The organism is Pseudonocardia sp. Ae331_Ps2, from assembly GCF_001932405.1.
Taxonomy (GTDB): domain Bacteria; phylum Actinomycetota; class Actinomycetes; order Mycobacteriales; family Pseudonocardiaceae; genus Pseudonocardia.
The window spans coordinates 3184436-3197204 of record NZ_MCIM01000001.1 but is presented as its reverse complement, the minus strand read 5'-3'; the positions used below and the strand labels follow the sequence as shown (position 1 = coordinate 3197204).

9 protein-coding genes are annotated in these 12769 nt (G+C 75.2%); 6 read left to right on the top strand and 3 right to left on the bottom strand.

The window, feature by feature from the left end; all coding sequences use genetic code 11:
• Positions 1–37 precede the first annotated feature (37 nt).
• From Ae331Ps2_RS15385 to Ae331Ps2_RS15360, 6 genes are all read left to right on the top strand, one after another.
• Positions 38–1129, top strand: coding sequence for a sensor histidine kinase (locus Ae331Ps2_RS15385; protein ID WP_233147428.1), 1092 nt, complete (start codon positions 38–40; stop codon positions 1127–1129).
• A 1-nt stretch (position 1130) separates the two neighbouring features.
• Positions 1131–1994, top strand: a complete 864-nt coding sequence (locus Ae331Ps2_RS15380) for a LytTR family DNA-binding domain-containing protein (RefSeq protein WP_075308097.1) — start codon at positions 1131–1133, stop codon at positions 1992–1994.
• Positions 1991–2329: a hypothetical protein gene (locus Ae331Ps2_RS15375; RefSeq protein ID WP_075308099.1), complete on the top strand. Its 339-nt coding sequence runs from the start codon at positions 1991–1993 to the stop codon at positions 2327–2329. Before Ae331Ps2_RS15380 ends, Ae331Ps2_RS15375 begins: the two co-directional genes overlap by 4 nt.
• Complete coding sequence (locus Ae331Ps2_RS15370) at positions 2326–3993, top strand: cation acetate symporter (RefSeq protein ID WP_075308101.1); 1668 nt, start codon at positions 2326–2328, stop codon at positions 3991–3993. Before Ae331Ps2_RS15375 ends, Ae331Ps2_RS15370 begins: the two co-directional genes overlap by 4 nt.
• A 189-nt stretch (positions 3994–4182) precedes the next feature.
• Entirely contained in the window at positions 4183–4536 is a 354-nt protein-coding gene (locus Ae331Ps2_RS15365) for a DUF485 domain-containing protein (RefSeq protein WP_060713141.1), read from the top strand.
• On the top strand, positions 4533–6155 hold the full coding sequence (locus Ae331Ps2_RS15360) for a cation acetate symporter (protein ID WP_075308103.1): 1623 nt from the start codon (positions 4533–4535) through the stop codon (positions 6153–6155). Before Ae331Ps2_RS15365 ends, Ae331Ps2_RS15360 begins: the two co-directional genes overlap by 4 nt.
• 188 nt (positions 6156–6343) lie before the next feature.
• On the opposite strand, the gene Ae331Ps2_RS15355 is transcribed toward Ae331Ps2_RS15360, so the two are convergent.
• The 3 genes from Ae331Ps2_RS15355 to serS all read right to left on the bottom strand — a co-directional run bounded on the left by Ae331Ps2_RS15355 (position 6344) and on the right by serS (position 12732).
• Positions 6344–9721 carry an ATP-dependent DNA helicase gene (locus Ae331Ps2_RS15355; protein ID WP_075329744.1) on the bottom strand — a complete coding sequence of 1126 codons (3378 nt, stop codon included), beginning with the start codon at positions 9719–9721 and terminating at the stop codon, positions 6344–6346.
• Positions 9722–9793: 72 nt separating this feature from the next.
• Positions 9794–11266: a family 16 glycosylhydrolase gene (locus Ae331Ps2_RS15350; RefSeq protein ID WP_139318802.1), complete on the bottom strand. Its 1473-nt coding sequence runs from the start codon at positions 11264–11266 to the stop codon at positions 9794–9796.
• Positions 11267–11481: 215 nt separating this feature from the next.
• Complete coding sequence (gene serS / locus Ae331Ps2_RS15345) at positions 11482–12732, bottom strand: serine--tRNA ligase (protein WP_075308109.1); 1251 nt, start codon at positions 12730–12732, stop codon at positions 11482–11484.
• Positions 12733–12769: the final 37 nt, after the last annotated feature.

The window sequence follows — 12769 nt, the reverse complement described above, 5'->3', positions numbered from 1 at the left end:
GCGCCGCACCGACCGCGCGGGCCCTATCCTCACCCAGGTGTCGGCCGACGGGGACCACGAACGTGCGACGCCGACCGCGCGCACGTCGCTGCGGCCGCGGCTGAGCGCACGCCGGTTCCGCGGTGCTGCCGCACCGGGTCCGGACCCGACCGAGACGCTCGAGACGGGCGTCGCCGTGGCCGCGGGCCTGCGCGAACCGGCCGGGTCCCCCGCCGCGACCGAGGCATTGCGCCGGCTCGCCGGGCTCTGCGGTGCCGACGCCGCGGGCCTGGTCCGGCCCGGCCTGCCCGACTCCTGGTGGGGCCCCGGCCGCGCGGACGGCCTCGCGCTCGCCGGGCGGACCCGCGGGCGGCGGCTCACCGAGGCCGGCCGCACAGCACTGCCCGTCGGCGACGGGCCGGTGCTCGTCCTGGCCGGTGAGGTCGGGTCCGCCGCCACCCGCCGGGCCGCCGCCTTCGTCGCCGACGCCCTCGAACGCGCCCGCCTCGCCGACGGCGAGGCCGAGGCCGAGGCCGCCCGGCTGCGCGCGCTGCGGGCCCAGATCTCGCCGCACTTCGTCTACAACGCGCTCACCACGATCGCCTCGTTCGTCCGCTCGGACCCGGCGCGCGCCCGCGACCTGCTGGAGACCTTCGCCGAGTTCATCCGGCACTCGCTGGCCGCACGCGGCGACTACGTGCCGCTGGCCGGGGAGTTCCGGTCGGTCGAGGCCTACCTGACCCTCGCCCGCGCGGTGCTGGGCGAGCGGCTGCGGGTGCAGGTACGGGTGGCGCCCGAGGTGTTGCCGGTGCCGGTCCCGGTGCTGGCGCTGCAGCCGCTGGTGGAGAACGCGGTGCAGCACGGCGTCGAGCGCTCCGCCGACGGCGGGCTGGTGCAGGTCAGCGGCGAGGCCGAGGGGGACGTCTGCGTCATCACCGTCGACGACGACGGTCCGGGCATGAGCCCCGAGCACGCCCGCGACGTGCTGGCCGGGACCGCCGAGGGGGCCGGGCTGGCGCTGGTGAACGTCGACCGCAGGCTGCGCGCGGTCTACGGCCCCGACCACGGCCTGGTCATCGAGACCGCGCCCGGCGCGGGCACCCGGATCGTGCTGCGGATCCCGCGGTTCCAGCCCGGGGTGGTGATCTGAGGTGGCCCCCTCCGCCGCACCGCTGCGGGTGCTGGCCGTCGACGACGTCGCCCCCGCCCTCGACGAGATCTGCGCGCTGCTGGCCGACGCGCCCGACGTCGGCGAGGTCGCCCGGGCCGGTGGCGCGGTCGAGGCGCTGCGCGCGATCCCCACCGGCCGGTTCGACGCCGTCTTCCTCGACATCACCATGCCCGGGATGGACGGCCTGGAGCTCGGCGGCGTGCTGGCCGCGATGGCCACCCCGCCGGAGATCGTCTTCGTGACGGCGTTCGAGGAGCACGCCGTCGCCGCGTACGGACTCGGCGCCGTCGACTACCTGCTCAAGCCGGTCGGTGCGGACCGGCTCGCCGACGCGCTCGGCCGGGTGCACCGGGCCCGGGCGGGCCGCTCGGCCGCCCGGCCGGGCGCCCCCGGTGTGCGCTCTCCGGAGCCGCCGGGGCCCGCGCTGCCCCGTGTCGACGAGCTCGCGGTGCTGCCGGTGGAGGCCGCCGGGCGCAGCCGCTACGTCCGCCGCGAGGACGTCCGCTTCGTCGAGGCGCACGGCGACTACGTGCGACTGCACCTGCCCGAGGGCTCGCACCTGGTGCGGATACCGCTGTCGCGGCTGGAGGAGCACTGGGACCCGCACAGCTTCGTGCGGGTGCACCGCAGCTTCCTGCTGCACCTGCCCGCGGTCCGCGAGCTGCGCAGTGACGCCGGCGGCGGTCTCCTCGCCCACACCGACGCCGGTGACGTGCCGGTCAGCCGTCGCCACGCCCGGGACCTGCGCGACCAGCTGCTCGCCGCGGCCACCGCCGGGGCGCTCGACGGCCACCGCGGCCCCGACGGCGACGGCGGCCAGGGAAGCGGCCGGGGGCGGCCGTGAGCTCCCGCCCGCGCCGGGTCGCGGTCAGCGCACCACCCGAGCGGGCCACGGCCGTACCGCGCCCGCAGCCGACCGCGGCGCTCGACCCGGGGCTGGCCGAGCGGGCCCGCGGCCTGCGCCGGGCCCAGCTGCGCCGGGCCGTGGTCACCCTGGCCTGCGCCGCGGTGCTGTTGTTCGGGCTGCCGGTGCTGCTGCGGCTCGCGCCGGACCTGGCCCGGTGGCGGGTCGGCGGGCTCCCGCTGGGCTGGATCGCGGTCGCCTGGCTGCCGTATCCGCTGCTCGGGCTGCTGGCGTGGTGGCACCTGCGCCGGGCTGAACGCGCGGAACGCCCGTGACGGCCGCCGCGGTCGTCGCCCTGCTGCTGGTCACGGTGCTGATCGGGGCACGGGGCGTCGCGGCGATGCGGACCACCTCGGACTTCCTCGTCGCGTCCCGGCGGACCTCGCCGATGCTCAACGCGGCCGCGGTCTCCGGGGAGTACCTGTCGGCGGCCTCGTTCCTCGGCGTCGCCGGGCTGGTGATCAAGGAGGGCACCGGGGCGCTCTGGTACCCGGTCGGGTTCGCGGCGGGCTATCTGCTGATGCTCGCGCTGGTCGCCGCGCCGATGCGCCGCTCCGGCGCACTGACCGTGCCCGGGTTCGCCGAGGCCCGCCTCGGGTCGCGGTCGCTGCGCCGGTTCTGCGCGGTGGTCGTCGTGGTGATCGCGGTCCTCTACCTGGTGCCGCAGATCGTCGCGGCCGGGCAGCTGCTGACGCTGGTGTCCGGCGTCGACTACTGGGTCGGGGTCGTGGTGTCCGGGCTCGCCGTCGGGCTGACCCTGGCGCTGGGCGGGATGCGCGCGGCCACCTACGTGCAGGCGTTCCAGTTCGCGCTCAAGCTGCTGCTGTTCGCCGGGCCCGCGATCTGGCTGCTGCTGCTCGCGGGCCCGGCGCTGCGGGCCGACATGGCCGCACCGCCGGAGTTCACCCGGTTCACCGCCACGACCCCGGTCGACTTCCGGCTCGACACCGAGCTGGTGCTGACCGAGCCGACCGTCGTGGTCGTCGACGGGGCGCCGGTCCCGCTCGCCCCCGGCCCGCACCACGCCGCCGCCGACTCCGTCTGGGTCTTCCCCGACGGCGCCGCGGTGCCCGAGCTGGGCGGCGACCACGCGTCGCTGCCGGTGCCCGGCGGCGCCGAGTGGGCGCTGCCGCTGCTCGGCACCGTCGACACCTCGCCGCTGCTCACGACCTGGTCGGTACTGGTCGCGACGGCGCTGGGGACGATGGGGCTGCCGCACATCATCGTGCGGTTCCACACCAGCCCGGACGGGCGCGGGGCCCGGCGGACCGCGGCGATCACCGTCGCGATGCTCGGCGCGTTCTACCTGTTCCCGATCGTCTACGGGCTCCTCGGCACGGTGCTCACCCCCGAGCTGTACCTCTCGCAGGGCACCGACACCGCGATCGTCACGCTGCCCGGGCGGGTCACCGGCGGCGGCACCGCGGCGGCACTGACCGCGATGCTCACCGCGGGCGCCTTCGCCGCGTTCCTGGCCACCTCGCTCGGGCTACTCCTCGCACTGTCCGGCGCGCTCGCACACGACCTCATGCCCTCGGGGCTGCGCCGGCTGCGGCTGACCGCGCTGGCCGCGTCGGCGGCCGTGGTCCCGGCGGCCCTGCTGATGGTGCGCGTCGACGTCAGCGCGGCGGTGACCTCGGCGTTCACCGTCGCGGCGTCGACGTTCTGCCCGCTGCTGGTGCTGGGCCTGTGGTGGAAGGGGCTCACCGCGCGGGGCGCCTACGCCGGGATGGTCACCGGGCTCCTCGCGACGCTCGGCTCGATGGCACTGGGTGCCGCGCTCGGGCTCGGCGGGACCGCGGGGATGCTGCTCGCCCAGCCGGCGCTGTGGTCGGTGCCCTGCGCGTTCCTCGTCATGATCGCAGTGTCACTGGGCGATCACGCTCCGTCGGACGCGGAAGCTACGATGCTACGGCTCCATCTGGCCGATCGAGAGTGAGCGCTTTAGCGTAGCGGCGACATCGTCGTCAAGACCGCTCGTCGTCCGGTGCCGCGCTCGATCGTCCGGTCGTCGGCCGCTTGCATCTTGGGTCGCCCGGAGCGTGCGTGTGGGGTTCCGCACACGGCCCGAAGGCCCTTTCCTGGGTCCGGTCCCGTGGCCGTGCGTGGCTTGTGCAAGGAGGCATACGTGAGTACGACCGAGTCCGACGAGCAGCCCGGCGATCCGACGCCGGGCGCTCCCGACTGGGCCGCCGCACAGGCGAGCCCCGACTTCCAGGAGCTGCGCAGGCGGCTGCGCGGGTTCGTGTTCCCGGTGACCGCAGGGTTCCTGGCCTGGTACCTGCTGTACGTGCTGCTCGCGAGCTTCGCGACGGACTTCATGGCCACCCCGGTGCTCGGCAACATCAACCTGGGGCTGATCCTCGGGCTGCTGCAGTTCGTGTCGACCTTCGCGATCACCGTGGTCTACATCCGCTACGCCGACCGCGTGCTCGACCCACTGTCGTCGAAGCTCCGCGGCGAGATCGAGGGGACCCGATGAGCACGACAGTCCTGGCGGCGACGGCGGACAGCAACCCCGCCCTCAACATCTCGATCTTCCTGGCGTTCGTCGTCGTGACGCTGGGGATCGTGTTCTACGTCAACAACCGGCACGCGAAGAAGACCGCGGCCGACTTCTACACCGCGGGCGGCGGCTTCTCCGGCACCCAGAACGGGTTCGCGATCGCCGGTGACTACCTGTCGGCGGCGTCGTTCCTGGGGATCGCGGGTGCCATCGCGATCAACGGCTACGACGGCTTCCTCTACTCGATCGGGTTCCTGGTCGCGTGGCTGGTCGCGCTGCTGCTGGTGGCGGAGCTGATGCGCAACACCGGCCGCTTCACCATGGGCGACGTCCTGGCGTTCCGGATGAAGCAGCGCCCGATCCGCGCCGCGGCGGCCACCTCGACGCTCGCGGTGTCGTTCTTCTACCTGCTCGCGCAGATGGCCGGCGCCGGTGCGCTGGTGTCGCTGCTGCTCGGCATCTCCGGCGCCTTCGCCCAGGGTGTCGTGATCGCCGTCGTCGGCGTCGTGATGATCGCCTACGTGCTCATCGGCGGCATGCGCGGCACCACCTGGGTGCAGATGATCAAGGCGGTGCTGCTGATCACGGGCGCGCTGGTCATGACGATCTGGGCGCTGGCGCTGTTCGGCTTCAACTTCTCGGCGATCATGCAGGCCGCCGCGGACGGCTCGCCCAAGGGCGAGGGCCTGTTCGCCCCCGGCCAGCAGTACGGCAAGTCGCTGACCTCGAAGATCGACTTCATCTCGCTCGGCATCGCGCTGGTGCTCGGCACCGCGGGCCTGCCGCACGTGCTGATGCGCTTCTACACCGTGCCCACGGCCAAGGAGGCCCGCCGCTCGGTCGAGGTCGCGATCTGGCTGATCGGCCTGTTCTACCTGTTCACGCTGGTCATCGGCTTCGCGGCCGGTGCACTGGTCGGTCCGGAGGCGATCAACAACGCGCCGGGCAAGGTGAACTCGGCGGCGCCGCTGCTGGCCGCCGCGCTGGGCGGCCCGGTGCTGCTGGGGATCATCGCCGCGATCGCGTTCGCGACGATCCTGGCGGTCGTCGCCGGTCTGACGATCACCGCGTCGGCGTCGTTCGCGCACGACGTCTACATCAACGTGATCAAGCGCGGGAACGTCGAGGACACCGAGGCCACCCAGGTCCGGGTCGCCCGCCGCACCGCGATCGTGATCGGCATCGTGGCGATCGTCGGCGGCATCCTGGCCAAGGACCAGAACGTGGCGTTCCTCGTCGCGCTGGCCTTCGCCGTCGCGGCGTCGGCGAACCTGCCGACGATCCTCTACTCGCTGTTCTGGAAGCGGTTCAACACGACCGGCGGCCTGTACTCGATCTACGGCGGACTGATCAGCACCCTGGTGCTGATCGTGTTCTCGCCGGTCGTCTCGGGGTCCGAGACCTCGATCTTCCCGGACGTGAACTTCGCCTGGTTCCCGCTGGCCAACCCCGGTCTGGTCTCGATCCCGCTGTCGTTCCTGCTCGGTGTGGTCGGTACCTACATCGGGCAGAAGCGCCACGACGGCAGCAAGTACGCCGAGATGGAGGTCCGGTCCCTGACCGGTGCCGGCATCGCCAAGGCCGAGGCACACTGACAGGCCACACCGACAGCCACACCGACCCGAACCACCCCACGCGCCGAGCCCGCGTCCCCGTCACCGGGGGCGCGGGCTCTCCGCTGTCCGGGGCTGGGGCCGGCGTCCGCACCCGCGCCCGGCCCCGATGCCGGCCCCGATGCCGATGCCGCGAGACGGTGCCGCGACGGTCCGCGGTGGGACCATGACTATGGCTCGGCGGGGACCGTCGGCACTCCCGCGACGAGGTCGTGCAGCGCGCGGGCGTCGAGCAGGTCCGCCGGGCGCAGGGTGATGCCCTCGCGGACGTAGTGGAACGCCGCCCGCACCCGGTCGGGCTCGACATCCTGCAGCGCCGCCCACGCCAACCGGTACGCGGCCAGCTGCACCCCGACCGCCTGCCTGCGGTCCTCGGCGGGCAGGCCGCCGGTCTTCCAGTCCACGACCGTCCAGCCCCCGTCGGGGTCGGCGAACACCGCGTCCATCCGGCCCCGCACGGCGACCCCGGCCAGCACCGTCTCGAACGACACCTCGACCTCGACCGGCCGGCGGTCCGCCCACTCCGACGCCTCGAACGCCGCCTGCAGCTCGGCGAGCTCGGTCGCGTCGGCCTCCGAGGACACCGACTCGTCGGCGGCGCCGGGCAGCTCGTCGATGTCCAGCAGGCGTTCCGCACCGAAGCGCTGCTCCAGCCAGGCGTGGAAGGCGGTGCCGCGGCGGGCGTGCGGGTTGGGCGGCATCGGCACCGGACGACGCAGGCGGACGGCGAGCGCGTCCGGGTCGTCGGCGAGCTCGACGAGCCGGCTCACCGACAGCCGCCCGGGCAGCGACACCGTGGGCCGCTGGGCGGCCGCGGCCCGCTCCGCGAGCAGGACGTCGACGTCGGCGGCCCAGCCCTCGGGATCCCCCTCCGCGTCGACCACGCCGGCCCCGGACTCCGGGTCGGGGGCCGGGGGCAGCTCGAGTGCGAGCTGGTCGGTCTGCGCGGCGCGGCGCGGCCGCTTCGGCCGCCGGGCGCGCAGCGCGGCGCGGACCATCTCGACCCCGGAGCGCACGTCGTCGGCGCGGTCGCCGAACGGGTCCGGCGGCCACTGAGCGGTCCGTTCGACGCCGAGCGCCGGGTTCCCGGCGGCGATCTCGGGCGGGGGCGCCCAGTGCTCCAGCACGCCGACCTCGGAGCCGCCGGGCCCCTCCAGGATCTCGGCGAGCTCGGTCAGGAACACCGACGGCTCCTTCGGCCGCTCCCCCGTCGCGGGCCAGCGGTGCCCGGACACCAGCAGCACCCGTTCGGACCGGGTGAGCGCGACGTAGAACAGCCGGCGCTCCTCGGCGAGGCGGCGCTCGTCGAGGGCGTCGTCGTGGTCGTCGAGCGCGGTCTCGACCTGCTTGCGGTCGGCGCCCGGAGGGGGCAGGTGCAGACCGGGCAGGTCGTCGGCGTCGCCGCGCAGCGGCACCGGCAGCGCGGCCGGGTCCTTCAGCCAGGACCCGGACATCTTGCGACCGGGGAAGACCTGGGAGACCAGGTGCGGGACGGCGACGACCTCCCACTCCAGCCCCTTCGCCGCGTGCACGGTCAGGATCTGCACCCGGTCCGGGGCGACCTCCACCTCGCCGGGGGTCAGCCCCTCCTCCGCCTGCTCGGCGGTCTCCAGGTAGTCGAGCAGGCCCGGGAGCGACGGCACGTCCGCGCCGGCGGCGAAGTCGGCGACGACGTCGGCGAACGCGTCGAGGTGCGCGCGGCCGGTGGGGCCGGGACGGGCCGCCGTCTCGACGTCGAGGAGCAGGGTCCGCTCCACGTCGGCGACCAGGTCGGTCAGCGGGGCAGCGGTGCGGGCGCGCAGCTGGGCGAGCTCGCGGCCGATGCGCCGGATCCGGTCGAACCCGGCCGAGGAGTAGCGCTCCGGGCCGCCCGGGTCGTCGAGTGCGTCGACGAGACCGGCCTGCTCGGCCTGCTCACCGGGCAGTGCCCCCAGCGCCAGGTCGGCGGCCGACAGCGGCCCGGGGCGCGCCGGGCGGTGCGGGACGAGCTCGCGGGCGCGCTGCCACAGCGCGGCCAGGTCGGCGATCCCGAGCCGCCACCGGGGCCCGGTGAGCAGCCGTACGGCGGCCGGCCCGGCGAGCGGGTCGGACACCACCCGCAGCGCGGAGACGAGGTCGCGGACCTCGGGGGTGGACAGCAGCCCACCGAGCCCGACGACCTCCACCGGGACCCGCCGGTCGCGCAGCGCGGCAGCGAGCGCGTCCATGTCGGAGCGGCGCCGGACCAGCACCGCGGCGGTGGGCGGGGTGCCGTCGGCGTGGCCGGCGTGCCAGAGCTCGGCGATGCCGTCGGCGGTCCAGGCGACCTCGGCCGCGACGTCGGGCAGCAGGGCGGCCCGCACGTCGCCGGGGCCCGCACCGTCGAGCGGGCGCAGCTCCCCCACCCGGACGGCGCCGGGCGCGGTCCGCAGCGGCTCGGAGACCCGGTTGGCCAGCACGAGCACCTCGGCCGGGTTCCGGAAGCTGGTGAGCAGGCCGTGCACGGGGGCGGGGTCGCCGCCCGCGGCGGGGAAGTCGGTGCGGAAGCGCGCCAGGTTCCCGGCACTCGCGCCGCGCCAGCCGTAGATCGACTGGCAGGGGTCGCCGACCGCGGTGACCGAGCGGTACTCCGGGTCGTCGCCGGGCTCCGGGGCGAGCCCCGGCGGCACGCCGAACAGCGCGCGGAGCAGCACCCGCTGGGCGTGCCCGGTGTCCTGGTACTCGTCGAGCAGCACGGCCCGGTACTGGGCACGCTCGATCCGCCCGACCTCCGGGTCGGCCTCGGCGATGCGGGCCGCGAGGGCCATCTGGTCGGCGAAGTCCATGGCCTGTTCGGCCTGCTTGCGCCGGGCGAACTCCTCGACCAGCGGCAGCAGCTCGCAACGCATCCGCTGCGCGGCGATGCGGGCCTTGTACCCGGCCGAGGGTTCGGCGCGCTGCCGCTTGCCGGGCGGGGCGTGCTGCAGCACCGGCAGCATCCGCTCGGCGAGGCGCCGCACCTGGTCCGGCTCGACGAGGTGCTCCCCCAGCTCCCCGGCCAGGGAGAGCAGGTAGCCGGTGACGGTCGCGGGTACCCGGTCGATCTCCAGGTCCGCGGCCCAGGTGGAGACGACGCGGTGGGCCAGCTGCCAGGCCGCGGTCGGGCCGAGCAGCCGGGCGGCGGGCTCTGCGGGCAGCCGCAGCGCGTGCTCGCCGACCAGGCGCCCGGCGTAGGCGTGGTAGGTGGCGACGGTCGGCTCGCCCGCCAGCAGCGCGGCGCGCCGGGCGCCCGACGGGTCCAGGTCGTCGAGGATCCGGGCCCCGGCGAGGCGGCGCAACCGGGACCGGACGCGGGTGCCCAGCTGCTGCGCCGCCTTGCGCGTGAAGGTCAGCCCGAGGACCTGCTCGGGCAGCACCCGGCCGGTCGCGACGAGCCAGACGACGCGGGCCGCCATCGTCTCGGTCTTGCCGGCCCCCGCCCCCGCGACGACGAGCGCGGGCCCGGCAGGCGCGGCGATGACCGCGGCCTGCTCCTCGGTCGGCGGGTGCAGACCGAGCGCACGTGCCAGCTCGGCGGGGGTGGGGTCCACGGGGACCGTTCTACCCGGCCCCACCGACAGCGGTGCCCGGCCCCCGCCGTCGTCCCGGTTCGGTCTCGGGCGCTATCCGGCGTCGTCGACGGGTGCGAACACGCGGGCCCAGTCGACCTGCAGCCGCACCTCGTCGGGGGTGGACGCGTCCGGAGCGGGGATCCACCCGGAGGCCGGGCCCTGGTCGAGCTGGATGGCCAGGTGCATCGGGGTGGTGGGGATCGCGCGGCGGTCGGTGACCTCCCACTTCTTCACCCCGTCGACGTACCAGCTGATCCGGTCGGGCAGCCAGTCCAGCGCGAAGGTGTGCCACTGGGTGAAGTCGCCGGGGCTGGCGGTCGACAGGATGTGGTTCTGCGCGCCGTAGTGGACGAAGGCGGTGGCCGCGTGCCGGTCGCCGAACGGGATCTCCATCATGTCGAGCTCCCCGTCGTCGGGGAACCGCTCGGAGTCCGGCCAGAGCAGGATCGCGGGGCTGTACCCGGTGCCGGCGTCGGTGCGGGCGCGGAACTCCCAGCGGCCGTAGAGCTGTCCGTCGTGCATCGCGACGCCGCCGGAGACACCCCCGCCCGCGGCCCGGGGGCGAGCGGTGACGGTGAGCAGGCCGTCGCCGACGCCGACGGCGGACGGGCGGCGCAGGCCATTGCCGAACCCGCCGGGCGAGTTGTAGACGGTCCAGGTGGAGCGGTCGACGCGGGAGCCGTCGAACTCGTCGCCGCCGACCTGACGCCACTGCTGTGGCGGAGGTGGGGGCGGCGGGGGCGGCAGCTGGTTGTCCAGCGCGGACGTCGCCGGGTCGGCGCCGGCCGTGCCGTCCGGCGGGACGAGCACGGTCCAGGTCAGCCCGGCGGCGGCGACGAGCACCAGCGCCATCGCCCCGGCGCCGTGCGCGATCCGGCGGCGCAGGCCGGTGACGGCGCGGTCCGGGCGTACGGCTCTGTCCGGGTGCCCGGCTCGGTCCGGGCGGCCGGCCCGGGCGGCCGTGGCCCGGGCTCCGCGTTCGGTGGGGCGGAGGCGGGACGTGGTGGTGATCGGCCCCGGGGCTGCGGGAACCCGTGCATTCGAGGTCCGCAGCACGGGGGTCGACGCCGGCGGAGTCGGCGCCGGCGCTGTGGGGATCTGCGCTGTGGGGATCTGCGCTCTCGGGATCTGCGCGGTGGGGGTCGGCTCGGCCGAGGTCCGCGGCGGGACCGGCCTGGCTGCGGTGCCACCGACCTCCGCCGTGGCTGCGGTGGGCGGCCGGGGCCCGCGGCGCGGACCGGGCACGGCGTCCGGGGCGAGGTGCCTGCCCGTCGACCGGCGCGCGGCGACGGCGCGGGTCTCCACGGTGCGTTCCGCTCCGTCCCCGACGCTCGCGGCCGCGACGGTGCCGTCGGCGCGGACGGGCCCGCGGGCCCGCGGCACCGGGGACACGGGCCCCGGTAGGGCGCCCCGGGCGGCGGCGGACGGCCCGCGGGTAGCCTCGGCGATCTCGGCGCCGGAGGTCACGCCCGCGCGGCGCGCCCGGGCCCGTCGTCCGGTCGGCCACGGCTCGGGAGACGGCACAGCGGACGGCTCGGGAGACGGCACGGCGGACGGCCGACGGGCGTCGGGCCCGAGGGGGCGCCCACCACCGACGGCGGTGTGCTGCGAGGTGTCCGGGCGTTCCCCGCCCCGCGACACACCACTCCCCGGTTTCTCCACGCAAGCAGGACGCACGGGACCCCGTTCGGTTGCTCCGTCAGGAGGTCGCGCGCGTCACCCCGTCTGCGGTAGAGCGATCAGGCCGGCGGGGTGCCGACCGTCGCGGGGGCGCCGTGGGCCCGCAGCACCTCCGGCACGGTGACCGTCCCGTTCGCGTCCTGGAAGTTCTCCATGATCGCGAGCATCGCGCGGGCGGTGGCTCCGGTCCCGTTGAGCGTGTGCACGTTCTCGGTGGGCGCCCCGGCCTCGCGGCGGAACCGGACGTTGAGGCGTCGCGCCTGGTAGTCGGTGGTGTTGGAGCACGAGGTGATCTCCCGGTAGCGCTCCTGCACCGGGAACCAGGCCTCGATGTCGTACTTCTTCGCGGCCGGGTTGCCGAGGTCGCCGACGGCGATGTTCTGCACGCGGTAGGGCAGCCCCAGCTCCTGCACGATCGACTCCTCGTGGGCGAGCAGCTCCTCGTGCACGTCCCGGGAGTTCTCCGGCAGGCAGTAGACGAACATCTCGACCTTGTCGAACTGGTGCACCCGGAACATGCCCTTGGTGTCCTTGCCCGCCGCACCGGCCTCGCGCCGGAAGTTCGTCGAGAACGCGACGTAGCTCGCGGGCAGCGCGTCGAGGTCGACGATCTCGTCCATGTGGATCCCGGCGAGCGCGACCTCGGAGGTGCCGGTGAGGTAGAGGCCGTCCTTCTCCAGCTCGTAGAGGTTCGACGCCTCGGTCGGCAGGAAGCCGGTGCCGTACATCGCCCGCTCGTTCGCCAGGACCGGGCCGAGCACCGGGACGAAGCCCTCGCCGGCGAGCTTGTCCATGACGTAGCGGAACAGCGCCATCTCCAGCCGCGCGACGTCGCCGAAGCGGTAGGCGAACCGCGACCCGGACAGCCGCGCACCCCGGGCCATGTCGACCCGGCCCGTCGACGACGCCAGGTCCAGGTGGTCGCGCGGGGGGAAGTCGAAGGCAGGCGGGGTGCCCCAGGTGCGGACGGTGACCGCGTCCTCCTCCGCCATGCCGTCGGCGGCGGTCGGGTCGGGCAGGTTCGGAATGCGGGCGAGGATCTCGGACCGTTCGGTGTCGGCCACCGCGAGGGCGTCCTCGGCCGCGCGCAGCTCCTCCTTCTCCTGCTTGAACTGCTCCACCTGCTCCGGGGTGGGCCTGCCCTTGGGCCGCTGCTTGGCCGCGGCGCGCAGGCTGCCGACGCGGTCGGTGGCCTCTCGCCAGCGGGCGTCGACCTCCAGCAGGGCGTCGAAGTCCGCGGACGCGCCGCGACGGGACAGCGCCGTGCGGAAGGTGTCCGGGTCCTGTCGGGCCGCCTTGAGGTCGATCACTGCTGTTCCAGCCTCTCGCGTAGTGGAGGGGCCATCG

Bases quoted from the DNA above. Each gene is read 5' to 3' on its own strand.
- Ae331Ps2_RS15360 (WP_075308103.1), top strand. From the start codon at position 4,533: ATGAGCACGACAGTCCTGGCGGCGACGGCGGACAGCAACCCCGCCCTC.